This window comes from Lysinibacillus pakistanensis (genome assembly GCF_030123245.1).
Lineage (GTDB): Bacteria > Bacillota > Bacilli > Bacillales_A > Planococcaceae > Lysinibacillus > Lysinibacillus pakistanensis.
Map to the genome: position 1 here is coordinate 896,817 of NZ_CP126101.1, position 25,960 is coordinate 922,776.

Below are 25,960 nucleotides of genomic sequence, written 5' to 3' on the forward strand. Positions count from 1 at the left end.
ATGGATACAAGATTTACGCTACGCTTTATTGCAGAAAAGGAAGGGCAAATATTGCGGGAAGCCTTACAAGAGTGGCGAATCTCAAAGCGAGCGTTAACAGCCATTAAATTTGATGGTGGCTTATTAACTGTCAATAAAGTGGAATGCAATGTCAGACATATCTTACACATTGGCGATCAGGTTGAGGTGAAGTTTCCTCCTGAAGAGAAAAGTGAAGGTCTTGCTGTTGAATATGGTAATCTTTCCATTGTTTATGAGGATGATGCTATTTTAGTACTTAATAAACCAGCCTATCAAAGTACCATTCCCTCAAGGGAGCATCCTTCTAATAGCATAGCCAATCTAGTATGTGGTCACTTTCAACAACAAGGTCTAGCATCTACTGCTCATATTGTGACGAGGCTTGACCGTGACACCTCTGGTTTACTATGCATTGCTAAACATGCTCATATTCATCATTTAACAGGACTTGCACAGCGCAGTGGGGAAATTTCCCGTCAATATGAAGCAATTGTGCATGGACATGTTGGTCAGGATAAACAATCCATTATTATGCCTATCGGACGGAAGGATACAAGTATCATTGAACGAGAGGTTCGTGAGGATGGTCAATTTGCTCATACAGATGTGACCGTTTTACAGCGTTTTAATTTTAATAATATGCCCATGACTCATATAAGATTAAAGCTTCACACGGGTCGTACACATCAAATAAGGGTGCATATGGCCTATCTAGGACATCCACTTATTGGGGACGAACTTTATGGTGGTAGTCGAGAACAGTTAAATAGACAAGCTCTACACTGTGTCTCCTTAGCTATGCTCCACCCGTTGACAGGAGAAAGTCTTCACTTTACAAGTGCATTAAATGAAGATATGCAACGATTAATTCGTGACTCCTTGGTTGACCATAATCAGTCATAGTATCAGTTATTTTCAGTGAAAACTATTGCTGAAACATGTTAAATAATCAAGGAGATGTTCGCGCAAACGGGCATCTCCTTATCGTTTTACTGTAGCGAGTAGTGACGTTGGCTGATGATACAGTGAATAGTATTTTTAACGTTATGTTTACAGAAATTATAATCATTGTAGGGTATAGTAAGATAGAATCTTCTATAAACCAGAATTGAAGTTTTCGCTTGAGATTAGTTTCAATTGTTTGAAATAAAAAAAGGGTTTGCAGAAAAGGCATCATACACTCTATTATATAGAAGGTAGATTTGCGGCAACCTATTAAAGATTAAATGCTCGGAAGGAGGGGACAAGCATGATAGAGGAAAGAAATGAAAAGGATGATGTGCAATTCGACGAAGCACATTTACGAGAAATGCTGGAAGCACATGATATTGACGCATTCCGTGAAGAGTTTTTAGAGCTTCATCCATATGATCAGGCAACGTTTTATGAGAAGGTGGAACCTGATATAAGGAAGATTATCTATTCATTCTTGGCTCCGACTGAAATGGCTGATATTTTTGAGGCAATTGAAATAGATGATGATGAATATACTGCATATCTAGCTGAGATGGAACCTTCTTACGGTGCTGAAATGCTTTCACATATGTATGCAGATGATGCAGCAGACGTATTAAATGAGTTAGATACAGAGCAACGTGAAAGCTATTTAGGCATGATGGATGAGGAAACGGCTGAAGAAATTAATGAGCTTCTTAGCTATGATGAATATACAGCCGGTTCAATCATGACAACAGAGTATGTTGCAATTCCAGAAAACTCGACAGTTCGTTCAGCTATGACCATTCTACGGAAAGAGGCGCCGGATGCAGAGACTATTTATTATATATTTGTTGTCGATGAGGCGCATCGTTTAACAGGCGTTATTTCCCTTCGTGACTTAATTATTGCAGATGAGGATACGTTAATACGTTCTATTATGAATGAACGTGTCGTGATGGTGCATGCGGGAGATGACCAGGAAGAAGTTGCTCAAATTATGAAGGATTATAATTTCTTAGCAACGCCAGTTATTGATGATAAGGGCGTATTACTTGGCATTATTACAGTCGATGATATTATTGATGTTATCGATGAAGAAGCTTCAGAGGATTACTCGAAATTAGCGGGTATTTCCGATATGGATAAATTCGATACGACTTCCTTACAGGCTGCAAAGAAACGCTTGCCATGGCTTGTGATACTACTTTTCTTAGGTATGCTTACAGCAAACTTAATGGGGCAATTTGAAGCAACATTAGAAAAGGTTGCGTTACTTGCAGTGTTTATTCCACTTATTTCAGGTACTTCTGGAAATAGTGGTACACAGGCTTTAGCAGTAGCGATACGAGGAATCGCAACAGGTGATGTAGAAGAACATAGTAAGCTAAAATTGTTAGCACGTGAGGCAGGTACAGGCTTAATGTCTGGGGTCGTATGCGGTTTGATTGTTATTGGCATTATCTATATTTGGAAGCAAGAGCTCTTATTAGGAATGTTGGTAGGGGCAGCGTTATGTGGTTCAATTTTAGTAGCAACACTTGCGGGCTCTTTTATTCCACTTCTAATGCATCGCTTGAAAATTGATCCAGCCGTTGCATCAGGTCCTTTTATTACAACATTAAATGATATTACAAGTATTTTAATTTACTTAGGTTTGGCAACAGCATTATTAAGTCAAATAGGCTAAGAACCAAATCACTCACCTTTGCATATTGTATGAAAAAAGGGAAGTGAGTAATGTGGATCGTGAACCACGCTTATTTATAAAATCACCATCATATTTCCTAAATATTTCTAAGGTGTTGCATGAACTCGATTTGGAAGAAAGTACATCTGTGTATGTAAGGGATGGCTATTTTAGTGTGCAGCCTGTGGAAGAAAAAGAAGAAGTGATTGAAGAAGTCCAAATAGATCCCTATTTACTAAAGCAACTTCAATTTTTAGAAAAACCATTTCGACAAAAAGCGTATCAGCCATTATTAATTTGTTTAAAAGATGGTAGAAAATTAAGCGGTTCAGCGTCAGAGGTACAGATCGATTCATTGAAGCTTACTTCTTTAGAATTGAAGACACAAGAAATTATTTATTTTGAGGATATTGATCAAATATTTTGGCGAGGAAGAAAATTGCCAACCCTATGAAAAAAGTGTACAGCAGAGGATGCTGTACACTTTTTTTATGTGTAGTGTGTCAAAGGAGAAAAGATTTAGTCACATATCCCTAAGTCAACATCAGCGATACATTGTACTGCGCAGAAGCAAGATAAATCTACAGTAATACAGCTCTCAGTAGAATTCCAATCATCTACTTTACAGATTTTTTTCATGTTGACACAGCAGCCATCACGGCTTAATAAATCTACTGTACTTTCACTAGAGTCAAAAGAACATAAAGGCTCTAACACACGTAATGTAGCACAGCACTCATCAAACATATCTTCTACACGGAAGAAGACAGATGTACAAATACATGGATCTGCTGTTGGAGAATTAAAGAATGCTTTAAAAGGAGTACCATCTTTTGTAATTAACATGAATACACGTGTATCTGCATGAGAGCGTGCAGGACTTACAATGCCTCCAAGTGGTTCTAAGAAGCAGTTAGCTGTACATGGTTGACACTCTTCTCTCACCGCTTGATTTTGAATATCTAATATAGCGCGAACTACGTCACAAACGCAGCCTGCTGTATGGATTGGTCCAATAGGATTTGTTGGCTTACCACAACCCATATTGTCACCTCCTTTCCTCGTTACTACTTCTACAATATGTCCTTATGGAAAATGGACACGGGCTTTTGTATGTATCGGCAAATGAATAGTTTTTTTATGTATGGAGAAACTTTAATCAAAAGGAGGGAGAGACTTGAAGCTACTCGGATTAATGTTACCTCTATTAGTCAGTTTGTCACTATTAAGTGGTTGTGGTGAAAAGGAAAAATTCGTTATCTACGGTTCGTCTGAAAAGGACAAAGAAGTTGAATCCATTTTAAAAGAGGACTATGTGGACAAAACAACGGTTATTCAATATGACGATAGTATGCTTGTAGCAGTTCAAATTAAACCATGGGATAAGTGGAGAAAGACTAAATTAGAGAAAAAATTACAAAAGAAATTTGATGAAAAATTCCCAAATAAAGAAGTTTTCGTTTCAGCTGATTATAAAATTTATTATGAAGCCAATAAAATAAAAAAGGATAAAGTTGAAAATAATATACTTAGCGATAAAATCACTGAACTGAAAAAACTTGCAAAGGAGGAGACATAAGTGGAAAAAGAGCAATATAAGCAACTTGAACAAAATGTTACACCAAAGCCACCCATTTTAAAGAATGTTGTTAAGGCATTTTTTATCGGAGGTCTCATTTGTACAATTGGGCAAGCTGTGTCATTGTTTTACATCATTTTCTTTAATTTTACGGAAGCAACAGCAGGAAATCCTACAGTTGCTACAATGGTCTTTTTTGCCATGATTTTAACAGGGGTTGGCTTATATAAAAGAATTGGTCAATTTGCTGGTGCAGGATCTGCTGTGCCTGTCACAGGTTTTGGTAATGCTGTTATATCGGCAGCTATTGAGCATCGATCCGAAGGGTTAGTACTTGGTGTTGGTGGGAATATATTTAAATTGGCTGGCTCTGTCGTGTTATTTGGTGTAGTATCTGCCTTTTTTGTTGCACTTATTAAATATATTTTAGTGACGATAGGAGTGGTTTCATGGTAATTGTTTTTCAGTCGAAGCCATCCTTAATAACAGGTGGTGTTGTAGCCGGTCCACTTGAAAAACGAAGCATATTTAGTCAATATTTTGATGCAGTTTATGATGATGAACGATGGCAAATGAAAACCAATGAACAGGGACACCGAAAAATGGTGGAGGAGGCCTGTGAATTTGCCATAAAAAAAGCAGGGGTACAGAATCCAGATATTGATTATTTAATGGGGGGTGATTTAGTCAATCAAATGACACCAACTAATTTTGCGGCTAGAGATTTAGCCATCCCCTTTATTGGGTTATTTTCTGCATGTGCGACCTCCATTTCTTCAGTTATTGTAGCAAGTCTTTTAACAGAGGTCGGTGCTGCCAATTTATCATTAGCAGGTGCATCCAGTCAGCATAATGCTATAGAGAGGCAATTCCGTTATCCCATTAATTATGGCTCCCAAAAACCTCAAACTGCACAATGGACAGTAACTGCTGCAGGGTATGCATTAATTGGTAAGCACCGTGAGGAGTACCCTTCTATAGAGGCAGCAACTGTTGGAAAATCTATTGACTATGGTATGGACGATCCTTTTCATATGGGTGCAGCTATGGCGCCAGCTGCTTTCCAAACAATCCAATCTCATTTAGAGCAGCGAAATCAAAAAATTTATAATTATGATCTAATTTTAACAGGCGATTTAGGTCAGCTTGGCTTGAAACTACTTAAGGGAATGCTTGTAGATAGTGGCATAAAAAATGAAGAACTAACGATATTGCGTGATGCAGGTGCAGAGTTTTACGGACAGGATGAATCATTCCAATCTGGTGCAAGTGGTGCAGGCTGTTCGGCAGCTGTTTTTTTTAGTTATGTTATCCAACAAATGCGAGCGGGTACCTATAAGCGAGTGCTTCTTGTCGCAACAGGGGCATTACTATCTCCACTTTCATTTCAGCAGGGTGAAACAATTCCATGTACGGCACATGCAGTTGAAATTACAATGAAATGAGGCAAAAACTATGGTAATGACATTTGTGTTTGCATTTATTGTCGGAGGTATTATTTGTGCTATTGGACAATTAATGATGGATGTTGGTAAATTAACACCTGCCCATACGTTAAGTACATTAGTTGTGGTGGGCGCTATACTAGACGGTATGGGATTGTATGAACCCCTTATTGATTTTGCTGGAGCTGGAGCTACTGTGCCAATTACATCCTTTGGAAACTCATTAACACATGGAGCAATTGCAGAGGCAGAAAAACATGGGCTTGTAGGTGTATTAACGGGTATGTTTGAAGTAACCAGTTCGGGTATCAGTGCAGCTATCGTCTTTGGCTTTATTGGAGCATTAATTTTTAAACCAAAAGGAAATATCGACTAGACGAATAACCCTCCCATTTCTACACCGAAAACATATTATAGGTTGTAGAAGGGAGGGTTGCTTTTATGGGATATCAAGGCTGGTGCACTCAACCATATGGAGGTAATGTTGGTAGCTGGAACAATAATTATTGCGGAGGCAATGACTATGGTGGCTATTGCTATGGAGGCTATGGCGGTGGCAATAGTTCAACATTTGTTCTAATTGTTGTTCTTTTCATCCTGTTAATTATCGTAGGCGCTACTTTCGTAAATTAATGTAGCAATTAGAAAAAGGGCTTTAACTTTTCTTTGGAATTTCTAAAATAAGTTAAAGCCTTCACTAGTTGCTTTGACATGCATACAATAGTAAAACTAAACTGATTTTAATGATAGGAGGGGAAACATGAATCGCTCGTTTTTTAATTCAATTGAACAAAAAACAGGAGTATCAATGGAGGAAATCTTCGCATTAGCAAACGCTATTCAACATGCTGATTTTAAAAGTGAAAAACAAGTAAGAAAAATCGTACGACGTGTAGCTAAGGTGTCCAATAGACAAATAACTCAAGAGCTAGAGGATAAATTAGTACAATCTATTATTCAAGATGGAGCTTCACTAGATTTAGATAAAATTACTAGAATGATGAAATAATATGAATGTACTATTAATCAAAGAAATATTTGTAGACAAATAAGGGTGTTACGATATGCCACGGCATTATCGTAACACCCATTTGTTAAATCTCTTTTTCCATAGCACGATGCGGAATGCCAGCATCCATAAATTCAGGTGAAATGACTGTGTAGCCAAGCTTCTCATAAAAAGGGATAGCATAGCTTTGGGCATGAAGCTTTAATTTTTGTTTATTCATGGAAATGGCGTGTTTCTCCATTTCCTTCATAATTAAAGCACCAAGTTTTTTTCCACGTTGGTCTTGCAAAATGCAAACACGTTCAATTTTAGCAGCTTCATTTTCAATACTACGTAAACGTGCAGCACCAACAGGGTTGTTGCCCTCATACATAATGAAATGCGTTGCAGTTGCATCCTCCGCATCACATTCAAGATGAAGCGGAACACCTTGTTCTTCTACAAAAACTTTTTTGCGCACTGCAAACGCATCATCATGTTCTTCCTTAGTCTCCACTATCTTAACGTTGTACAAAACTTACTCAGCTCCAGTCAAACGGAATGTTTCATAAGTTGTCCATGAGCCGTCTTCTAATTGGTAAAGTAAATGAATGCGGTCAATCGTATCTTTTTCATCAACGCCTGTCATACGTAATTGTCCAAAAATATCATCGTGCTCAGAGTCCGTCATTTTTTGTGCAATTGTAATATGTGGTACAAAGACATGCTTTGGTTCACCAAATGGTACTTTTTCTTGTATTGCTTGGTTGAATGCTACTAATTGTTCAGTTGGTTCAATGCGGAAATAAATCGCATTGGTTGTTGGGAAAAACGAACTTATGCGTGATGCATGAATGTTTAAGGGTGCATAATTGGCAGTAAGCTCATCTAATTGCTTTACGATGGATTGAATATCTTCTTCCGTAGCATCAAAGCTGTCTTTTAATGTCATATGCGGAGTAATTTGCGCATAATGAGGATCGTAACGTTTGCGATAAGTGTTCGCTAAATCTTGCAATTTTTTTGATGGAAATGCCACAATACCGTACTTCATAGTCCATTACCTCCCGAAAATAAACAATTTTTCTATTTAAGTATAACAGAAATTTTCCTTTTCGTAATTTGAATCGCCTAAGATTAATTGAAATTTTCTATCAATGCACGTCTTAAATCAGGCTTCCAGTATTTCCACGTATGATTGCCTTCAAATTCATCATAAAATGTAGAAAACCCTTTGCTAAGCAAGAGGTTATGCAGTTGACGATTAGGTGTTAAAAAATCTTTTATAGTTTTGTCCATCGTTACAACCTTATCTTCTCCCTTACCAATAATGTGATAGATAGAGATTGCCCCAGGATCTTTAAAATTCTCTACCGCCTTAAGAACATCCTCATCTACATAGGGTGATTGCATGATGACCTTGCCAAAAATACTTGGATATTTTAATGCCGCCATTAAGGAAGCGGTTGCAGCCAGCGAATCACCAATTACTGCACGACTCATTCCCATCTGGTAGGTTGCATATTCAGCATCTAAATATGGCACAAGCTCATGGGCTAAAAAACGTAGATAGGCTTCGTGCTGTTCTCCACTTGGAATATATTTGTGGCGTCGATCCTTAATATCTTTATAAGGAACGAATGCAATAATTAAATTTTCGATTTCATAGTCATCAATCAGTTCATCCGCAAGTTTTGTAATACCTCCAAGCTGGAAGTAATCCTTGCCGTCAGATGCAATCAAAATGTTATATTTATAAAGTGGTGAATAATTAGCAGGAATATAAATATAAAGCTGTAATTCCTCCTGCAATGCTTCACTATAGAACTTTAAATCCTCTACAGTTCCCTTATCCAATGGTGACACTCCTTCTTGTGTTTGTAACAAAATTGTACCATATTACCAAAGTAAAGGTATAATAGGTTGGGCTAGACCTATACTAGCAATAAAAACGAAATGAGGGTTAGTTATGCATGATAAAAGTATTCGAATACACTCTGATGAGGTAGCGAAGGCAGCTCAAGCTGCACTCATTCGTCGCGGTGTATCACTGGAGGATATTGCAGAGATTGTTTATGAAATGCAAAAATCCTATAATGAAGGCTTAACATTAGAGCATTGTGTTCATTCTGTCGAGCGGGTTTTACGTAAGCGTGAAGTTCAACACGCCTTATTAGTGGGCATTGAATTAGATGAACTTGCTGAGAAAAAATTATTATCAGCACCATTACAGCAAATAATTGAATCTGATGAGGGCTTATTTGGTGTAGATGAAACAATTGCACTCGGATCTGTTTTTACATATGGTAGCATCGCAGTAACAACATTCGGACACCTAGACAAGCAGAAAGTTGGTATTATCAAAAAACTAGACACGGAGCCTGGGCACCATGTCAATACGTTTTTAGATGATTTGGTTGGGAGCATCGCAGCATCTGCCGCATCCCGTATTGCACATCGTATGCGTGATTTAGAAGAAGAGGGCGAGACGTTTGCAGACATTGAACCCGAGGAACTAGGACCAAAACCAAAATCACATAATGAAATTTAACATAGTGTTTACGAAATAATAAGGAGCCTTCTCAAATTTAATTGAGGAGGCTCTGTTTTAGTATGGTTAAAATTTCACGTTGTATGTTTATTTAAAGGAATAAAAAATTTGTTTTAAGAACGCAAGATATTCTGTTCAACAATTGGCTATGTTTTTTAGAAAGAGTAAGAACTAGTAGCAGTAAAATGAAACTCTCAAATAGTCAATTAAAAGGAGCTGTTGAATAAAATGGAACTATTTCATAGGTTATTCGTAATATAGATAGCGGTTTATCAGAAAAATAGTTGTTTCGTAAAAGAGGAGGGCTTCAATTTGAAACATTCTACGAAAATAACGGAATGTCCAAAATGTGGTGGGAAGGAGATGGGGAAAGGCAAGCATAGTGGATATGGAACTATGTACCCAGATGGTAAGATGAGTTTAGGGTCAGATATTGAATATATTATTTGCACAGAATGTGGTTTTATAATCGAGGGCTATGTCAAAAAGCCAGAGAAATTCAAGGGTACACTTTTTTAAGGGAATATCGGAAATAACATAACAAAAATATCGTTGTAAAAAATATTCCCATATCATTCTAAACATAAAGGAATATCCTTAATGGGATTAATAAAGTAAAGAATGCTATTTTTGATAATCTCCAAAGTTAAAGAACTATATTTGAAACCCCGTTCTAAATTTTGAACGGGGTTTGTTGTTGTTGAAATACTATTATGTCAATGAAATCAAGATGACAAATTAAAAAGTATAGCCCTTTTTCAAAACGAGGGGTTGATTTCCGTTCCGACTGAGTGCTTTCCTGGGGGCGTCCGATGAGCCGCTTCACTCGCGTTGTGATCCCCAAGGAGTCACTCCGTCTACACTCCAATCAACCATTGCTCATAGTATTTTCATTGGCATTTCACATAAATGTATAGTGATAAATTGAAGTCTTAACCATCACTATTTTGCGCAAAAATGAAGCTTTGATAACATTTTTCTATACGACAGCAGTAAGTGGCTTTATGTTTAGTTACAAAGTAGTTTTATGCACAAAATGTAGGTTGACAGCTATAGAATTGTACTACTATTCTATCCATTTAATGATGGTGAGTAATATGCTTTTACTTTACTTTACTTTTGAAGGAAGAAAATATTTAAAGTTCTACACTATTGCAGATTGGAGTGCAAGGCTACTCGACTCCCGTGGGATAGCGAGACAGACGAGACCCTGCACGGAGCGTCAGCGTAGGAAGCGGCTCGTCGCTCGCCCACTGGAAAGCGAGTAGCCTGGAACGGAAATCACCTTCATTTGACTTAGTAGTGTTTACAAAGAGTCCCTTGACCATTTAGTTTTTCAACACTATGAAACCCCGTCCTAAATTTAGAACGGGGTTTGAGCTAATTAAATGGCTTATTTAGTTGATAGCTGAAAAATCTACTTTGCATCTTTATATGCTTTTAAAAATTCTTTTACTTTTTCGCTGTCAGCCTTAAGCTCTAATCCAGTGTTAACTAATGTTGAAACAGTGGATACAGCGGGCTTTTTATTGCCTTGATAATAGCTTATAAATTCATCCTGGTTGATCGAGTAAAGTATCGCTTTACGTAAGTCCACTGAATCCGACAAGGCACGTCCTGATGTATTCATTTGTAAATATGCTACAGCGTTACTATCAGCGGTATTTAAAGTTAATTTATTATCAGACTTTACTATATCCAGTTTTGTTTCTGGTACTGTCTGGAGGATATGGATTTCCCCATTACGTAATGCAGATAGGGCACTATCATTATCCGCGATGAAACGAACATTGATTTTCTCAATTTTTGGTTCATATTCACTACCAACACGGTATGCAGGATTTTTCACAAATTGTGCTTCATAATCATTTTTCTTCACAAGAATATAAGGTCCGCTTGCATATAAATGATTGTTATATGTTGCTGTACCCTCTGTTACTGTTGCTTGATCACCATATGCGATATCCTTGTCTGGATCATAGCTAGCTACATCATAAGTATTGATGCTTGTTACTTGTTTCTCAGATACAATACCGCCAGATTGGTGTGCTAAATAATTTAGCACCTGTGGGAATGGTGTCGGTGTTGTAACTTTTACAACCTGATAACTACCTGCTGCATTTTTAACAGCACCTTTATCTTTTGCTAATTTTGTTACAGAAGCAGGTAGGTTTTGAGAAAGTACATCTAAAATAGATTGATCTGATCCTGCCACTTTTTTATTTTGTAATTCAGCTAAGTCTGAAACGATTTCTACAGATTCAATATTTTCATGGATACTATAAGTACGGTGATCTGGTACTGATGTTGAATCTTTTGCACGATTTAATGAGAATACAACATCTTCCCCAGACACCAATTCACCTGTATCAACGGCAGCACCATCCTTAACAGCTGCAAAGTGAATATCATCACGTAAAATGAAGTAATATTCTTGGTTACCTTCAGCAATTGCATGGTTATAAGATAGTGAACCATCTGACACGACTTCATCTGTATCCGTTAAGTTAACAAGTCGAGCATACATATTAGTATTCAATGTATTAATGGAGCCATCATTACCTTTAATTGGATCAAGTGATGTTAAAGAATCTAGTGTTTGGTGTAAAATCAACGGTTCTTTGGCATTTTTAGATGCATCATTAAATGCAATTCTTTCCCAAACCTGTGCACGTGATTTCGGCAAAAGAACAGTTTTTGGATTTACTAATTCTGAATAAATTCCTTGATACTTATTGGAAATATATAAAGGCGCAATATATGCCTGATCGAAAACTAATAGCTGTTCTAATTCTTTATATTTTGCTGCAGCTTCATCACCTGTTAATGTACTTGCTTCATCAATTAAAGCATCTAATTTCGAGTCAGCAACAACACTGTAATCGCCACCCGTTTTAAATAAACCACGTACAGCATAATCAGGATTTCCTGTAACTGTTGTCCAGCTAGAAAGTGCTAAATCGTAATTGCCCGCCTCTTTTTGGGCAGAAAATGAACCATAATCAGGCTGAATGTTGAGTTTTACATCAAAGCCATTTTTCACTAATTGATCTCGCACAATATTCATATCCTCTTCAGAAGCGGACATGCCTAAAAGTTCAATTGAAGTACTGCCTTTCCCTTTTGAATCTTTATTGCCTTCTACGTCCTTTTTTGTTTGAACACAGCCGGATAGTGCTAATACTGCTATGAATAACAATATAAGTAATCTCTTCATGTAAGAACCTCCATCTTAATTTGTTTTTGGATCTAAAGCATCCCGTAATCCATCCCCTAAGAAATTAAAGGAGAGAACGAGCAGCATAATACAAAGACCTGGGAAAATCGCAACATAGGAATGTGTTTCCAGGTACGTACTACCAACCTTTAAAATATTGCCCCATTCAGGAATATGTGGTTCAATGCCAAGCCCTAAAAAGCTTAGACTACTTGTTGAAATAACAGCTCCACCAATTGTTAGTGTTGCTTTAACAATCATTGGTGCTAATGAATTAGGGACGATATGCTTAAAGATGATTGCAGCATCAGAAGCACCTAATGCTCTAGCTGATTCTACAAATTCAAAATTAGTGAGTTGCATAACATTCGCCCGCATCGTACGAGCGTATGTAGGAATAGCTCCAACACTAAGAGCAATGATTAAATTAACCGTATTGGCTCCAAACGCAGCAATTATTGCAATAGCTAGTAAAATACCAGGAATCGCATATAAAATATCAAGGCTACGCATGATGATGTTGTCTGTGGCTTTGCCATAAAAGCCTGAAAACGCTCCAAGCACTCCTCCAATAAGTGCTGGAATAATGGTTGAGAAAAAGCCAACAATCAACGATATTTGTGCACCGAAAATAATACGAGAAAATAAATCTCTACCATAATTATCTGTGCCTAGTGGGTATTCCAGTGACGGTGTTTGTAACAAAGCTCCGTAGTTATTTTCGGTAGCCAAATCATAGTCGAATGTCCACGAGCTTGTGACAGATAATGAAAACATTAAAACTATGAAAAATAACCCGAAAACAGCCATTGTATTACGCAAAATCTTTTCCCAAATGTTTTGCCATTTTTCTATCGATGATGGATTTGTCTTTCGTGCCTTTTGAATAAGGCAATAACCTAGTAATGTGGCAAAAAGATTGCCAGTAAAAGTCGCACATAATAGCAATATACCAGGCAACAGCATCCATTTTGGGGCAGATTTTTGTGTAACAAATTTGGTACATAAAATTAGCATTACAATATAAAAGAGTGCAAGGCATAGGAAAAGCCCCATTGCTAGTAAAAAGGTATCTGTCACATACGGCTTAAACAGATTTAGTGCTGAAATACCTATGATGAATAGTTGTGTAATAAATGCATACGCAGCAAAGGTATATTCAGCTGTCTTTTTCTTAGACACAAGCATAAAAGCAAATGACGCTGAGAAAATATTGCCCGTAGCTACTGTTAAAAATAATGGATATCCAAGAAGACGAGTGCTTTTTGGGATATCTCCTAGCTTTGCTAAATTCTGTTTGATTCGAACAGTAAGAAAACCGACATAAGCGGTGGTAATCGCATAAATTATAAAAATGGCACACACAATTGGGCGCAAGCTTTGGCTAGAGAAATCATAGCTATAAGCTAGAAACAATAAAGAGAACAGGAAGGAAAAGACAAATGTAAAATGAGCATTGACATATTCCTGTGTAATCTTCAAAAGTAGTTTGACATGTAAAATGTTTTTCAAAGATGCTCCCCCTTTAAGACTTCTTCATTTTTGAGCGGATGCGTGGATCGAAAAATGCATACAAAATATCGATAAAAAGGTTAACAATCGAAATTGTAATAGCAATGTATACGACCCCACCTAGAATCGCTGGGATATCGGGGATAAACTGTTTGTCAACGATATAGCTACCAATACCACTAATATTAAAAACCTTTTCTGTAACAGATGCCCCTCCCAACATGCCGCCAAAGAGAAGCCCGATCACTGTAATAATAGGAATCATGGCATTACGAATCGCATGCTTTGAAATGACTTTAAATTCATTTAAACCTTTAGCCCTTGCTGTAATAATGTAATCCTCATGTATAACCTCAAGCATGCTCGATCTGGTCATACGGGCAATTGAAGCAGTAATAGATGTACCCAAAACAATTACTGGCATAATGAGAGATAACCAATTTTGGGGATTATATGTAGCTGGTAACCACTGAAGCTTTAACGCGAACGTTAAAATAAAGATTAATCCCTGCCAGAAGCTCGGTATGGATAGTCCGATTAAAGCGATGAACATAAATGTATAATCCAAATAGGAATTTGGACGTACCGCTGAAATAATGCCAACTGGAATAGCTATGGCAATAGCCATTAATAATGATAGGACGGCAATTTCAAGTGTGATAGGAAATTTATTTGCAATACTATGAGTAATGTCTTCTTTCCCTGCAAAGGATGTACCTAAATCGAAGGTGAATAGGCCAGATAAGGCATTCCACAACTGAGAGAAATAGGGTTGATCTAAGCTGTGAATGCGATTGAAATTGGCAATTTGCTCAGCCGTTGCCTCGACCCCTAATAGATTTCTTGCAGGATCAAAAGGAGACAAATACAAAATTGTAAAAACTAGTGTAGCCACTCCTACAATAACAATGAAGCTTTGTAGTATTCGCTCAATGATGAATTGTAGAAATGGATTCGCAAATAAAAGCAGTACTACATAAAATAAAGCAGCAGGTAAAAACGTTAAAGTCAGAAATTTTCTGTTTTTTAGTTGCTCACTAAAATACTCTAAATAGGAGAGTTCCTTTATGCCTTCCTTTAATAAATCCTGCTCAATAAATTGCTGAATTTTTGCTTGAGCCAATCTAGAAGCTGTTTCCTGTATTTTCTTTTCAGATACAGTTTCGTGAAAAAAGGTAGCCTTTGCTAATTCTTGTTCTGCAAATGCTGATTGCCATTTTGCCAACAAACCTTTTTCCTCGTAGTACAGCCACCGTTGTTCAAAAGCATGTTTGTAATGTTGTGATTGTTTTCCTTTTCGATAGAAATAGTATGTAATTGGATGCACCAAAATACTTAAAAGAAAGAGCAATACATTGTAGAGTTTTTGAGTTTTGAGCTTTTGAAAAACCGTAAAAAAGAATACATGTTCCGTAGTTGCTGAATGATTATTTGATATATCCATGCATTTCCTCCAAACGTAAGTTAAGTAAGGTTAAAGCAATTAAGTCTTCATTACTGATCAGTTTATGCAATATCTTGCTGACTCGTTATTAGAATTGAATTGATCTGCTGACTAATTACGGGATGACATGTTTTGTACAATACTGTATAATTCCTATCAGTATTGTAAAGTATGGATTATACTTGTACTTAAGTCAATCACAAAATTTAAAAAGGGTGGATGGAATGAGTGAAAAGCTTCTAGAAATCAACAATCTTCGTGTGTCCTTTCTGACAGGGGAGACAGAATTTGAAGCAGTTAAGGATGTTAGCTTTCATCTAAATAAAGGTGAAACGCTCGGAATAGTAGGAGAGTCAGGTAGTGGAAAAAGTGTTACGGCTCGTTCAATTATGCGTTTATTACCAACCCCCCCTTCATTTTTGAAGTCAGGCAGTATTTTATTTAAAGGACAAGAAATAACCACTTTAAGTGAAAAGCAAATGGAAGCAATCCGCGGACAAGATATTAGTATGATATTTCAAGATCCTATGTCATCCACAAATCCAACTATTCGAATTGGGGAACAAGTAGCTGAAAGTTTAATCAAGCATCAGTCAATGTCCAAAGCTGAGGCCTATAGACAAACAATTGAGCTATTAAAGCTTGTAGGTATAAGGGAGCCTGAAGAACGCTATAAGCAATATCCACATGAATTTTCGGGAGGGATGAGGCAACGTGTCATGATTGCTATGGCATTAGCCTGTAATCCGTCTTTACTCATAGCAGATGAACCGACAACTGCACTTGATGTAACGATTCAAGCGCAAATTTTAAAATTAATGCGCAATATGCAAAAGAAAATGGGTACCTCGATTATTTTGATAACACATGATTTAGGCGTTGTGGCTGGTATGTGTGATCGACTGATTGTCATGAAAGAGGGGGAGATTGTTGAGCAGGGAACAACAGAGGAAATTTTTTCTAATGCTCAACATCCATATACAAAAAAGCTATTGAATGCTCTACCAAAACTCCATGAGAAAAAGCAGCCAAAACCGCATGTAAATTGGCAAACTAGTAGCAATCAACATAAACCATTAATTGAAGTTACACATCTTTCAAAGGAATTTGAATTAGGTCGTGGTCAAACAGTAAAGGCTGTTAATGATTTATCATTTCATATATACCCTGGAGAAACATTGGGATTAGTGGGCGAGTCAGGCTCAGGCAAATCTACGACAGGACGAACGATTTTACAGCTCCATCAGCCTACATATGGAGAAGTCTTATATCAAGGAATACCCATTACAAGGTTAACGAAGAAACAGCTAAAGGCAATGCGTCGTCATATGCAAATTATATTCCAAGATCCATATTCCTCGTTAAACCCCCGAAAAAAAGTCGTTGATATTATTGGGGAGGCATTAGATATTCATAAGCTGGTCAAAACAAATGCAGAACGACAACATCGTGTCGAGGAATTACTTGAGCTTGTAGGCTTAAACAAAGAACATGCAATGCGTTATCCACATGAATTTTCAGGTGGACAACGACAACGTATTGGCATTGCAAGAGCTCTAGCAGTGGAGCCTAACTTTATCGTTTGTGATGAACCACTATCAGCTCTGGATGTTTCTATACAAAAGCAAATTGTTGATTTGTTAAAGGATTTACAGCAGCGACTGGGCTTAACATACTTATTTATTGCCCATGATTTGTCTATGGTGAAGCATATTAGTGATCGTGTAGCGGTCATGTATGGTGGTAAAATTGTCGAGCTTGCAGAAAGTGAAGAGCTCTATGCAAATCCTCGACATCCTTATACACAAGCTTTATTGCGCTCCATCCCAATTCCTGACCCAGCAATCGAAAAGCAAAAATATGTGGACACTGAAAATGAAGAAACACAACCAAGCTATGAGATTGAAAATAGTCAGCTTGTTGAGGTATCTCCAAATCATTGGGTTGCCGTTGCAGCTACATAGCTTGAATGTAGAAGCTTGATATTTTACAATAGAAGCAACGTGAGACTTTTAATTGATAGGGTTTATGTTTTCCTAGAGATAATGAGTGGAGCTAGTTGTACTTTAGGGAGGTTCCTTAAAGTGTAATGTAAGATGAATAGTTGTGAGGGACCTATAACATGAAGATGCAGGATATAAAAACGTTAATAACGAGTGGTACCATCATTTTAGCTGTTGCACTATATATGATTTTTGGTAGATCACCAGCTGAAGAAAAGGATGCAACATCGACAGACCAAAACGGCATCATTTCCATTGAACAGGTTGAAGAAAAAACCGGAAATAAACGTTTTACAGTCGACTTTATTAAAGCATACGATGGCTTATCACTATAAAACTGTACATTAAAATTTTGTACACATTAAAATCATAAAGTGTTGATATAACTATGGTTTCATGTGAGTCTCCAAAATATACTTGTACACATTATTATTTAGTTAAATATAGATTTTACCCATATCTTGATTAATTATATATGTACGAAAGTGTACATATTAACTGATGTAGAATAATAATGGACCAAGTGTGATATGTAAATATTGCTTAATTATATAGTTATTATGATCTTCGGTTATTGCAACTGAAGATTTTTTAATGAGTAGGGTAATACTTTAATCACTATTGAAAAATTCTTCAGTTGAAAACAAATTAAATTTATTTTGATAGTAGTAGACTATAATATATTTAAATAAAGTATTAATAAATGTTAGAAAAGAGGTATAAAAATGAGTGACAAAGATATTAAGACGTTAATCACTAGTGGAACAATTATTTTGGCTATTGTGTTGTATTTAGTTTTTAGATAAATTTTATGGTCTTCAGTTTATAATTTGACTGGGGATTTTTGATTTTATGAATAGGTAGGATCAGAAATTATATTATTAATAGGGAAGACAATGTTGAAACTTATAAAGTGGTTGGAAGAAATTACTAAAATGTTTGAAGTATTAAAGGTATTAGATTGGTTTATTACGGAGGCATTGTCTAACTTGGAATCATATTATTTAAATTCCTAGAAAAGGGTGTATAGGAATTTAAATAGTATATTTTATCTTTAAGAAAGTAGGATACTGATTTGAAAAAATTCTTTTTAGCTTTGTTCTTTTCCACATTGCTTTTAAGTGCATGTACGGAAGAAACTAACACAGATATTATCAAAACTGAAGATATACAAGGAATTGTAGCTTCAACGAAGGAAACTGCTGAAAAGCACGATGTGAGTAAATTTGAAGAATACGAACTACAAGACATAATTGACGGTGACACAATAAGAATAAAATATAAGGGTAGTTCAGAAAAAATACGTTTTCTTCTTGTGGATACCCCTGAGACTAATCACGAAACGTTAGGAGAGCAACCTTATGGGCCAGAAGCTAAAGAATTTGCAAAGCAGCTACTAGCTGGTCAAGATAAGGTTTATTTAGAATTTGACGTTTCATATCGTGATAAATATAAAAGGTTACTAGCATATGTTTATACTAAAGATGGTATTAGTATTCAAGAGCAACTATTGAAAAATGGATTAGCTCGCGTGGCATATATTTATAATCCAAATACGAAGCATGTAGATTGGTTTAAATCTATTCAAAAAACTGCGCAAAAAGCTGCTATTGGCATTTGGTCAGTTGAAGACTATGTAACGAATCGTGGATACGATAAAGATGTATATTATGCTGCAATAAAAGAAGGAAAGCAGTCAAAAATACATGAGGATAAATCGAATACCAATAACAACAAGGGCAGTTGCGAAATCAAAGGAAATATTAACTCCAAAGGTAACAAAATTTTTCATATGCCAGGACAACGTGACTATGAGAATACAGTAGCAGAGGAGATGTTCTGTACGAAAGAAGAAGCAGAAGCTGCTGGGTTTATTCCAGCGAAGCAATAAATTAGTTTAATTATTTATAATTATTATAGAAAGTTTACCACAAAAAAGTAGTTGTATAATTGTATATTTAAAAATAAGAAACCACCAATCATATTGATTGGTGGTTTCTTAGATGTATATTACTATATTTCTGTGATTTTAAGTATATCTGTAGTTTTATAAAAAAGTTGGATCTGTAGATTTGAAATAAAGTAACGATGTTTATAAAAAATATGCGAAGTTTAAAAAAAAGTTGCGACATTTATAAAAAAGTTTGATTAAAAATCCTGTGTTGATATATGCAGGATTTTTTCTTGTTCTACAAACAGGTCAGATCGTTTGGTGATATTTTTGCTTATAGAAGGGGATTAAAAACTATTGTAAGTGAAAAAACTATTCTATAAATGTAAGGTTGCTGTAAGCTTTTCAAAAAACTCCTGTAAGGATGAGAGGTTATGATAGCCATAGCTCAGTATGAAAGATAAGGAGTTTTTAAGAATGAATTCATCCGTACCTCAAAAAGAAAGAATCGTTTCCTTAGATATTATTCGAGGGCTAGCGTTATTTGGCATTCTGTTTATAAATGTAGCAGCCTACAAGATATTAGTAGAGGGAGGTCCGATGCCTGACTATAGTGGAATTAATGGTATTATTAGTACGCTTATTGGTATTTTTATTGAGAAGAAATTCTTTTCGATTTTTTCATTCCTCTTTGGTGTAGGTTTTTATATTTTTGCTTCGCGTGCAGAAGCTCGTGGCGATAAGCCAAGATGGCGTTTTGCAAGACGTTTACTAGCTTTATTGTTAATTGGCATTGTTCATTATTTTGTTTTCTGGGGATCAATCCTTGCTATTTATGCAGTAATAGGTTTCTTACTGATACCTTTTTATCATGCAAAGATTTCAACAATTAGTAAATGGCTATTTGCTATCATTACCGTTCATGTCCTTAGCATTCTTGGGCAACTATTTATGTCAGATCAAGGAGCATTATCAACTGTTTTTGGGATATTAGGAAATGATGCAGTGACGATTTTCATCATGTTTTTAACTGGTTTTTTAGCGGCAAAAGCTGATTGGATTAGTCGTATTAGTGAATACTCAAAACAAATAAAGTGGCTACAATTTGTGACGTTCCCACTTTTTGTTGGCATTTCAATATGGATTTGGTTTGCAGCTCAAGGTGGATACGAAAATCTAAATTCTGTTATTAGTTTAGGGGTAATTCCGACAACGTATTTTTACTTAGCTTGTCTATTTGTTTTGTTAGAAAATAAGAAAATTGCGAAGCTGCTTAAGCCAATTGGACGAGTTGGGCAAATGGCATTTACAAACTATTTAGCTCAAAGCTTTATTGGCTTAGCTATTATTTCTGCAATGGGACTTGAAGTTGTTTCTCCTTCTGATGCAGTGATCATTGCACCCCTCACTTATGTCATTCAAATTATCTTTAGTGTCATCTGGTTCAAATTCTTTAAAATGGGGCCATTTGAAAAGGTGTGGCGTTTTATGACATATGGAAGAAAGACAGTGTGAAATAAATAAACAATTTTGTGCGAACTCCCTGATGGTAAGATGATTTCAATCTGTCAGTGAGTTTTATGCTAGTATGAAATGTATGTAATTGGCTCTTCACCATAACTCGTGGTTGATTTTCTATTAATTCAATAATTTTACTAAGAAAAAAAGCGAAATCTCACGTATCGTAATTGTTGTCCAGACAAACAATCGGGCGTTTTAATTGAGCAAGGGTCACAAAAATTATCAAACTTTTTTATAAAAGGATGATTCAATTGAATTTAGAAAAAGCATATTTTGATCAAAATTTTTTCAAAACATGCTTTTTCTTTTTGTTCGTTTATCAATATTATAAGTAGTTATTTAATCAAACTTTATTTCAAAGCAACAGGATCATTTAAAACAAAGTTCGATCATTTATAATAAAGTTTGATTAAAAATCCTGTGTTGATATGTAGGCTTGATTCTTATTCCACAATCGGGCCATTTAATTGAATAACACTTCTAAATTAAAAATAAGATTTTATGTTAAGCTTGATGTGAGTTGTGAAACAATGTACTTAAGCTAACGGAGCAGTTTAGTTGAAGAAGTGGAAGATTATTTTAAGCAGGTATACCAAAGTGGAATTTTAAATTTCATCTCTATATTGAATGAATTTTTGATAAAAAATGTGCAGTAAAGATATTTCCTAGAAACTCAGTCATATTGAAAAATCCCCAGTTTTATACTGGGGAACTAATTATTTGACGGTTTAATCAGGCTTAATAAATACTTATTATTTTTCTGGATGATCTACATGTAATGGCGGGGGTACTAGCCGCCAACCTTTATTTTTATTAAGGCGTAATAGTTTGGCGCCAAGCTGTTGCGGATTAAATTGAAGAAAAGCTGCAGCTGTCAACTAGCGCCGCAGCTAAGTGCGTGCGATACACTCAATATTAATATGTGCAATTTAAGGTTATCTATACATAAAAAAGCCGCAGCGAGGGAAGTAGCTGAAGCATAGATATTAACTGAACAATATGAGGAAATTAATAAATATGGTAATCCTCTACCTATTACGAATAACCAAGAATTTGTGAAGAATCATACTTTAACTAACGGAGAGCGATTGCCCAATAAATAGTGGTTGATGATCTCTACGAAATAGTGTTAAGAATCCCCAACACTCATCTTTGTAATTCTTAATTAGTATAGGTTTCGGGAAAGTTACGCAGTTAATCAATAACATGAAGAAAACGGCAACCAGCTCAAAAGAGTTTGGTTTTTTGTCTAAACCTATAAAGCCTTTCTCACATTTTGTGGAAGCGGCTTGATGCTTGACCCCTGGAACATGATTTTTTTAAACCGATGACCGTCAGAGATAGTAAGATAACATGTAATATGCTGATTTTCCCTATGCCTTTTATACGAAAACCCTCTACATTTTTAGATAACATAAGGACTAACAATATCGCGGTAATTTATAAGTCTCCACTTTTGAATAGTCGTCGTCCTACTGTTTGAAAGTATGTAAAGTAACCACTGTGAAACGTTCAAAAGCGGAGAAAAGTAAATGTATCACTTTTCTCCGTTTTATTTCCGTATAATTTCTGTTGCTTTATAAATTAAATATATTATTTTCCGTCTTTTCCCGTACTCACATGAAATGAAACTTAATCAGTGGGGCATTCTTCATCACCCATTGATTATTTAAGGAACTTTGGTACGCGGGATAAAAAGACACTTTACTTAAATTTATGAGTTACCATTTTTTCGAGCAGCCGCTTCATCTAAAATCTCTTCTCGAAAACCACTCATACTTTCTTCCCTACGTGCATTTTTTTGCTTAAGTGCCTTTCGTTCGTTTTCATCAACGTAAGCCATCATTTCTTCTGCAGCTTCCATATTTTCCTTAGTATTTTTCATCATATCTTGAAGCTTTTCAACATTATCTGATCGATCATCTGGCTTTGGGGTATTTTTCTCCATTTTACTTCCTCCTTTTTTAAATAAAGTCACAAGATTTATCGTCCCCGATTTAACTAAAAATATTCAGTGCAATAAGTGGAATTTTCTTCAAAAACAAATCTTTGTAAGTAATAGGTCCTCACGTTAAGTTGTAAAGAATATAATTCACGATAAATGGATATAATCAGCATGAATAAACGGAAAAAAATTATGACTAGATAAAAAGAAAATGAGGCGGTAGTGACATGTCTATGGAATGGTTTAACAGAGTAACTGGTGAGCTTCAAGATCATTTGAAATCGATTTGCGAAGAATATGACCAAATCGGTCATATGAATATCAATCGAGGTTCAAAACATCCCCGAATTGAATTTTTTATCTCGACAGAAGATGACGACAGGGTTTACTTTTGCACCCTCCTCTTTGATCCGTATAATGAAGAATTTTACTTAGAAAGCTTTGATATGACGCTTCAACAACCTACAAGAATTATTTTGGATGATATTACTGATGTGGTTGAAGCTGTTCATGAAAGTTTTCATGAATTTATTGACGAAGATAGTGAAGTCTTTTATGTAGATGATGAAGAAGAATATGAAGTTCTAGATGATGAAATTACTCTTGAAGAAATTGATGTGGAATGGGAAACTCCGGAAGTCACGGCTTATCAAATTGAAGATAATCTTGAAGTAACCTATCAGTTTGGGGTAGATAGAGCTAATGGAGATGGCGTTCTGCGAAGAGTCAATCGGATCTGGACAGAAGACGGGGAACTATTCGAAGATGAAAGTACCTTGTCATTTAAAAAAGAAGAGGCAAGTACCATTATCGCCATGATTGCGAGCCATATGGATACTATGACTGGGTATGAAGAAATTATAAACGAATAAGAATAACTGGGCAAAAAGTTGCCCGGTCTTTTTTTGTCTATTTGACTTCAGAGCTTCATCGTTTAAAGACTTAAGGAAAATAGGTCAACAAGGGAAATTGGATAGCTCTTGGACAAGACAATAAGATATATCTTTACTCACCGAATGAAGAAGTAAATAATTTTGAAACTACACATTTTATCACTTATCTGAAGTTGAGATAGTTATTGGAAACATAGACATGAAAGAACGTAATGATCTTTCATTTTCTGTGGTGTAGTGTTGATTTTACGCGACATGTGGCGCTTTCCTGGAATAAGGAAAGTGCTTTTTTTCATTAAAGGGCCATTTAATTGAATAAAATACAATTGTAGGTTTGTAATAAAGTTTGATTAAATTAATGGATATCAACCTTGATATGAGAATAGATCTAAAAGAGCATGTTTTGAAAAAAATTGATCAAAACATGCTCTTATTTAATATGACAGATTAAATTCTTTATAAAAAGTTTGATTATTTTTTAAACCCTAGTTGTACTATAGGCCCATTTGTTTAAGTGCTGGCTTGTAATGAAGTTTGATTAAAAGCCCCTCATGCCACCACTCAAATTCATATTCCAGAAACAACCATTGAATTAGATGTACTCAAGCGATATTTTGCCAACCTCAGCCGCCTAGGATTTGTTATTACTACCATGGTGTTTCAGTTTTATGTTCAATAACTTGTAATACTTTCGGTTCAACAGCTTTTATCATTTGTTCACTTGAAGAAACATCGTCATTATTTTCACCTTGAATTTGTCCTTCAGCCTGTGTTTTTGCAATCACATCAATCACTTGTTGTTTAGAGACATTTTTAGATGCTGCAATCTCGACAACCGATTTACCTTTTGCTAATTCTTGTTTTAATTCTGTTGGGCTAATTTTTAGTAAAGAAAACAGTTTTTCATCGTTTAAAAAGGAATCAGCAGTATAATCAGGCTTACCATTAGTAGAGAAAAAACCTTCTACTTTAATGTTTGAAGGTGTAGTCTCACCTCCGATTAGAGAAACACTGATTGTATTTTCTTGAACAAATACCTGGTAGAAAGGTGTTTTTGATCCCTTTTTGGCGTAATTCAACATAAACGTTTTTTGATCCGGGTTCTCCATTTGCTCCATAGCAAACTCGTACTCTTCGATGTTGCCAAACATTTTATCAATTAGATAATCTACCTTCGACTTGATTTCCTGATCGGTTAAGGCAGTGAGTGGTTTCTCCTTTGGTTCCCAATTCTCCTGATTCACGTGTTCAATCGCACCCGTAATACTGTTTGTATGAAGGGAAATCTTTTTGCCAATTCCTCCTTTTTCCTGCAGTATGATGCTTGTTTGGACACCTTGAACCTTGCTTGCATTGATAATCTCAAACAATTTTGTTTCGGGAAATGCGTTATACAGCTTCTCAAGTGTTGCTTTGCCAACCTCATCCACCTGGACTTGTTCAACAGTCATTGATGTTCTAGTAAGCATTTCAATTAGGTTAGGGGCCGCAAATGCTGCGGTTGGAATCAAAATCGCAGTAGCAACTAATCCACTCATTAATCGTTTTTTCATGTTTATTTCGCTCCTTTTTCGTTGGAAATATTGAGAATAGGATTGTTCTATTCGTTTGGAAATGGCCGGAGGGCACTCCATAGATTCTGCCTCTTTGTGCAGATATTCACGGATTTTGCGTTCAATTGGCATTGATTTCTTCCATCCTTTCTGGGGGGAGATTACTTAAGTTTTTTCGAAGCACCTGAAGGCCAGCATGATACCTGGACTTGACCGTACCCAGCGGAATTTCGAGCAATGTCGCTATTTCCTCAAGTTTATAGTCGTGAAAAAAGCGGAGGACAATCACCGATCGTTGTTTATCGGTCAGTTTTTGGATTGCCTGTGTTATCATTTGCTTCGTCCCATCCATTAACACAGAAGGTTGATCCCAATGAGGCTCTTCCTGAGAAAAGGCACGGATGCGTTCAAAAATTCGGAATCTCCGCCAGCTCTTGACCCGAAATCTCTGCACTTGACGGATTACCAAGCCGTTTAGCCAGAAGTGGAAAGGTCTGTTCGTATCATAGTTAGCAAGTGAGGTCCACATTTGCATATATATCTCATTCATGACATCTTCCCGATCCTGCTGATGATCCACCAGAAAGGAGACTGTCCGATAGACGTCCTGATAGGTGGCATCATACATCGTACGAAACGCCTGTTGATCACCTTCTTTCATTTTTTGGAGTAATTGGTACATATATTCATTTTGCATTCAGAGGGTCCTCCTAAGTAAGCTTACACACTATATTGTCTCTCTATCAAAAAAAGGTTCGGTTCTTTGTTTTT

26 protein-coding genes and 1 pseudogene are annotated in these 25,960 nt (G+C 36.1%); 16 read left to right on the forward strand and 11 right to left on the reverse strand.

What is annotated here, in order from left to right; all coding sequences use genetic code 11:
* The 3 genes from QNH24_RS04185 to QNH24_RS04195 all read left to right on the forward strand — a co-directional run bounded on the left by QNH24_RS04185 (nucleotide 1) and on the right by QNH24_RS04195 (nucleotide 3,101).
* Nucleotides 1-924, forward strand: a complete 924-nt coding sequence (locus QNH24_RS04185) for an RluA family pseudouridine synthase (RefSeq protein ID WP_283872738.1) — start codon at nucleotides 1-3, stop codon at nucleotides 922-924.
* 346 nt (nucleotides 925-1,270) lie between these two features.
* A complete protein-coding gene (gene mgtE, locus QNH24_RS04190; RefSeq protein WP_054770128.1) occupies nucleotides 1,271-2,647 on the forward strand; it encodes a magnesium transporter in 1,377 nt (458 codons plus the stop codon).
* Between the two features lie 52 nt (nucleotides 2,648-2,699).
* A complete protein-coding gene (locus QNH24_RS04195) occupies nucleotides 2,700-3,101 on the forward strand; it encodes a hypothetical protein (RefSeq protein WP_283870886.1) in 402 nt (133 codons plus the stop codon).
* 65 nt (nucleotides 3,102-3,166) lie between these two features.
* On the opposite strand, the gene QNH24_RS04200 is transcribed toward QNH24_RS04195, so the two are convergent.
* Nucleotides 3,167-3,691, reverse strand: a complete 525-nt coding sequence (locus tag QNH24_RS04200) for a CotY/CotZ family spore coat protein (protein ID WP_054770126.1) — start codon at nucleotides 3,689-3,691, stop codon at nucleotides 3,167-3,169.
* 133 nt (nucleotides 3,692-3,824) lie between these two features.
* Here QNH24_RS04200 and QNH24_RS04205 point away from each other — a divergent pair, with 133 nt between their 5' ends.
* From QNH24_RS04205 to QNH24_RS04230, 6 genes are all read left to right on the forward strand, one after another.
* A complete protein-coding gene (locus QNH24_RS04205) occupies nucleotides 3,825-4,226 on the forward strand; it encodes a YhcN/YlaJ family sporulation lipoprotein (RefSeq protein WP_283870887.1) in 402 nt (133 codons plus the stop codon).
* Nucleotides 4,227-4,682, forward strand: a complete 456-nt coding sequence (spoVAC, locus tag QNH24_RS04210) for a stage V sporulation protein AC (protein WP_283870888.1) — start codon at nucleotides 4,227-4,229, stop codon at nucleotides 4,680-4,682.
* Nucleotides 4,676-5,671, forward strand: coding sequence for a stage V sporulation protein AD (locus QNH24_RS04215; RefSeq protein ID WP_283870889.1), 996 nt, complete (start codon nucleotides 4,676-4,678; stop codon nucleotides 5,669-5,671). The genes spoVAC and QNH24_RS04215 overlap by 7 nt, the downstream gene beginning before the upstream one ends.
* 16 nt (nucleotides 5,672-5,687) lie before the next feature.
* Complete coding sequence (spoVAE, locus tag QNH24_RS04220) at nucleotides 5,688-6,047, forward strand: stage V sporulation protein AE (protein ID WP_376781232.1); 360 nt, start codon at nucleotides 5,688-5,690, stop codon at nucleotides 6,045-6,047.
* Nucleotides 6,048-6,112: 65 nt separating this feature from the next.
* Nucleotides 6,113-6,304, forward strand: coding sequence for a YjcZ family sporulation protein (locus QNH24_RS04225; protein ID WP_283870891.1), 192 nt, complete (start codon nucleotides 6,113-6,115; stop codon nucleotides 6,302-6,304).
* A 127-nt stretch (nucleotides 6,305-6,431) separates the two neighbouring features.
* The gene (locus QNH24_RS04230; RefSeq protein ID WP_283870892.1) at nucleotides 6,432-6,680 is read left to right on the forward strand and encodes a stage VI sporulation protein F; all 249 of its coding nucleotides are present in this window, start codon (nucleotides 6,432-6,434) and stop codon (nucleotides 6,678-6,680) included.
* Nucleotides 6,681-6,765: 85 nt separating this feature from the next.
* Here QNH24_RS04230 and QNH24_RS04235 read toward each other — a convergent pair whose 3' ends face one another.
* The 3 genes from QNH24_RS04235 to QNH24_RS04245 form a co-directional block, all read right to left on the reverse strand.
* A complete protein-coding gene (locus QNH24_RS04235; RefSeq protein WP_283870893.1) occupies nucleotides 6,766-7,194 on the reverse strand; it encodes a GNAT family N-acetyltransferase in 429 nt (142 codons plus the stop codon).
* A gap of 3 nt (nucleotides 7,195-7,197) precedes the next feature.
* Nucleotides 7,198-7,713, reverse strand: coding sequence for a YjcG family protein (locus QNH24_RS04240; RefSeq protein ID WP_283870894.1), 516 nt, complete (start codon nucleotides 7,711-7,713; stop codon nucleotides 7,198-7,200).
* A gap of 83 nt (nucleotides 7,714-7,796) precedes the next feature.
* Nucleotides 7,797-8,516 carry an alpha/beta hydrolase gene (locus tag QNH24_RS04245; RefSeq protein WP_283870895.1) on the reverse strand — a complete coding sequence of 240 codons (720 nt, stop codon included), beginning with the start codon at nucleotides 8,514-8,516 and terminating at the stop codon, nucleotides 7,797-7,799.
* A 112-nt stretch (nucleotides 8,517-8,628) separates the two neighbouring features.
* Between QNH24_RS04245 and QNH24_RS04250 the strand changes: the two genes are divergently transcribed.
* Entirely contained in the window at nucleotides 8,629-9,210 is a 582-nt protein-coding gene (locus QNH24_RS04250; protein WP_283870896.1) for a phosphatidylglycerophosphatase A family protein, read from the forward strand.
* Nucleotides 9,211-9,573: 363 nt separating this feature from the next.
* On the forward strand, nucleotides 9,574-9,729 hold the full coding sequence (locus tag QNH24_RS04255) for a transcription initiation factor TFIIIB (RefSeq protein ID WP_430675476.1): 156 nt from the start codon (nucleotides 9,574-9,576) through the stop codon (nucleotides 9,727-9,729).
* Nucleotides 9,730-10,627: 898 nt separating this feature from the next.
* Here the strand turns inward: QNH24_RS04255 and QNH24_RS04260 are convergent.
* Genes QNH24_RS04260 through QNH24_RS04270 form a run of 3 tightly spaced genes read right to left on the reverse strand, consistent with a single transcriptional unit; the run spans nucleotide 10,628 to nucleotide 15,383 of the window.
* Nucleotides 10,628-12,427, reverse strand: coding sequence for an ABC transporter substrate-binding protein (locus QNH24_RS04260; RefSeq protein WP_283870898.1), 1,800 nt, complete (start codon nucleotides 12,425-12,427; stop codon nucleotides 10,628-10,630).
* Nucleotides 12,428-12,442: 15 nt separating this feature from the next.
* The gene (locus tag QNH24_RS04265) at nucleotides 12,443-13,939 is read right to left on the reverse strand and encodes an ABC transporter permease (protein WP_283870899.1); all 1,497 of its coding nucleotides are present in this window, start codon (nucleotides 13,937-13,939) and stop codon (nucleotides 12,443-12,445) included.
* A 13-nt stretch (nucleotides 13,940-13,952) separates the two neighbouring features.
* The gene (locus QNH24_RS04270) at nucleotides 13,953-15,383 is read right to left on the reverse strand and encodes an ABC transporter permease (protein WP_283870900.1); all 1,431 of its coding nucleotides are present in this window, start codon (nucleotides 15,381-15,383) and stop codon (nucleotides 13,953-13,955) included.
* 224 nt (nucleotides 15,384-15,607) lie between these two features.
* On the opposite strand from QNH24_RS04270, the gene QNH24_RS04275 reads away from it, so the two are divergent.
* The 4 genes from QNH24_RS04275 (at nucleotide 15,608) to QNH24_RS04290 (ending at nucleotide 20,792) form a co-directional block, all read left to right on the forward strand.
* The gene (locus tag QNH24_RS04275; protein ID WP_283870901.1) at nucleotides 15,608-17,347 is read left to right on the forward strand and encodes an ABC transporter ATP-binding protein; all 1,740 of its coding nucleotides are present in this window, start codon (nucleotides 15,608-15,610) and stop codon (nucleotides 17,345-17,347) included.
* A gap of 158 nt (nucleotides 17,348-17,505) precedes the next feature.
* Nucleotides 17,506-17,721, forward strand: a complete 216-nt coding sequence (locus tag QNH24_RS04280) for a hypothetical protein (protein WP_283870902.1) — start codon at nucleotides 17,506-17,508, stop codon at nucleotides 17,719-17,721.
* 740 nt (nucleotides 17,722-18,461) lie between these two features.
* On the forward strand, nucleotides 18,462-19,277 hold the full coding sequence (locus QNH24_RS04285; protein WP_283870903.1) for a thermonuclease family protein: 816 nt from the start codon (nucleotides 18,462-18,464) through the stop codon (nucleotides 19,275-19,277).
* Between the two features lie 477 nt (nucleotides 19,278-19,754).
* On the forward strand, nucleotides 19,755-20,792 hold the full coding sequence (locus QNH24_RS04290) for a DUF418 domain-containing protein (protein WP_283870904.1): 1,038 nt from the start codon (nucleotides 19,755-19,757) through the stop codon (nucleotides 20,790-20,792).
* Between the two features lie 758 nt (nucleotides 20,793-21,550).
* On the opposite strand, the pseudogene QNH24_RS26230 reads toward QNH24_RS04290, so the two are convergent.
* A pseudogene (locus QNH24_RS26230) lies at nucleotides 21,551-21,637 on the reverse strand (DUF3231 family protein); the annotation flags it as partial.
* A gap of 875 nt (nucleotides 21,638-22,512) precedes the next feature.
* Entirely contained in the window at nucleotides 22,513-22,746 is a 234-nt protein-coding gene (tlp, locus tag QNH24_RS04295) for a small acid-soluble spore protein Tlp (protein WP_036221151.1), read from the reverse strand.
* A 224-nt stretch (nucleotides 22,747-22,970) separates the two neighbouring features.
* Here tlp and QNH24_RS04300 point away from each other — a divergent pair, with 224 nt between their 5' ends.
* The gene (locus QNH24_RS04300; RefSeq protein ID WP_054613295.1) at nucleotides 22,971-23,615 is read left to right on the forward strand and encodes a hypothetical protein; all 645 of its coding nucleotides are present in this window, start codon (nucleotides 22,971-22,973) and stop codon (nucleotides 23,613-23,615) included.
* Between the two features lie 668 nt (nucleotides 23,616-24,283).
* Here QNH24_RS04300 and QNH24_RS04305 read toward each other — a convergent pair.
* Nucleotides 24,284-25,321 (reverse strand): hypothetical protein, encoded by a 1,038-nt coding sequence (locus QNH24_RS04305; RefSeq protein ID WP_283870905.1) that lies wholly within the window; start codon nucleotides 25,319-25,321, stop codon nucleotides 24,284-24,286.
* Entirely contained in the window at nucleotides 25,311-25,886 is a 576-nt protein-coding gene (locus tag QNH24_RS04310; RefSeq protein WP_103117924.1) for a sigma-70 family RNA polymerase sigma factor, read from the reverse strand. Before QNH24_RS04310 ends, QNH24_RS04305 begins: the two co-directional genes overlap by 11 nt.
* Nucleotides 25,887-25,960 lie beyond the last annotated feature (74 nt).

Excerpts from the sequence above, each read along its gene's own strand:
- QNH24_RS04185 (WP_283872738.1), top strand. The coding sequence starts at position 1 with ATGGATACAAGATTTACGCTACGCTTTATTGCAGAAAAGGAAGGGCAA.
- mgtE (WP_054770128.1), top strand. The coding sequence starts at position 1,271 with ATGATAGAGGAAAGAAATGAAAAGGATGATGTGCAATTCGACGAAGCA.
- QNH24_RS04200 (WP_054770126.1), bottom strand. The coding sequence starts at position 3,691 with ATGGGTTGTGGTAAGCCAACAAATCCTATTGGACCAATCCATACAGCA.
- QNH24_RS04215 (WP_283870889.1), top strand. The coding sequence starts at position 4,676 with ATGGTAATTGTTTTTCAGTCGAAGCCATCCTTAATAACAGGTGGTGTT.
- spoVAE (WP_376781232.1), top strand. The coding sequence starts at position 5,688 with ATGACATTTGTGTTTGCATTTATTGTCGGAGGTATTATTTGTGCTATT.
- QNH24_RS04225 (WP_283870891.1), top strand. The coding sequence starts at position 6,113 with ATGGGATATCAAGGCTGGTGCACTCAACCATATGGAGGTAATGTTGGT.
- QNH24_RS04230 (WP_283870892.1), top strand. The coding sequence starts at position 6,432 with ATGAATCGCTCGTTTTTTAATTCAATTGAACAAAAAACAGGAGTATCA.
- QNH24_RS04240 (WP_283870894.1), bottom strand. The coding sequence starts at position 7,713 with ATGAAGTACGGTATTGTGGCATTTCCATCAAAAAAATTGCAAGATTTA.
- QNH24_RS04250 (WP_283870896.1), top strand. The coding sequence starts at position 8,629 with ATGCATGATAAAAGTATTCGAATACACTCTGATGAGGTAGCGAAGGCA.
- QNH24_RS04255 (WP_430675476.1), top strand. The coding sequence starts at position 9,574 with ATGGGGAAAGGCAAGCATAGTGGATATGGAACTATGTACCCAGATGGT.
- QNH24_RS04260 (WP_283870898.1), bottom strand. The coding sequence starts at position 12,427 with ATGAAGAGATTACTTATATTGTTATTCATAGCAGTATTAGCACTATCC.
- QNH24_RS04270 (WP_283870900.1), bottom strand. The coding sequence starts at position 15,383 with ATGGATATATCAAATAATCATTCAGCAACTACGGAACATGTATTCTTT.
- QNH24_RS04275 (WP_283870901.1), top strand. The coding sequence starts at position 15,608 with ATGAGTGAAAAGCTTCTAGAAATCAACAATCTTCGTGTGTCCTTTCTG.
- QNH24_RS04280 (WP_283870902.1), top strand. The coding sequence starts at position 17,506 with ATGAAGATGCAGGATATAAAAACGTTAATAACGAGTGGTACCATCATT.
- QNH24_RS04290 (WP_283870904.1), top strand. The coding sequence starts at position 19,755 with ATGAATTCATCCGTACCTCAAAAAGAAAGAATCGTTTCCTTAGATATT.
- tlp (WP_036221151.1), bottom strand. The coding sequence starts at position 22,746 with ATGGAGAAAAATACCCCAAAGCCAGATGATCGATCAGATAATGTTGAA.
- QNH24_RS04300 (WP_054613295.1), top strand. The coding sequence starts at position 22,971 with ATGTCTATGGAATGGTTTAACAGAGTAACTGGTGAGCTTCAAGATCAT.
- QNH24_RS04305 (WP_283870905.1), bottom strand. The coding sequence starts at position 25,321 with ATGCCAATTGAACGCAAAATCCGTGAATATCTGCACAAAGAGGCAGAA.
- QNH24_RS04310 (WP_103117924.1), bottom strand. The coding sequence starts at position 25,886 with ATGCAAAATGAATATATGTACCAATTACTCCAAAAAATGAAAGAAGGT.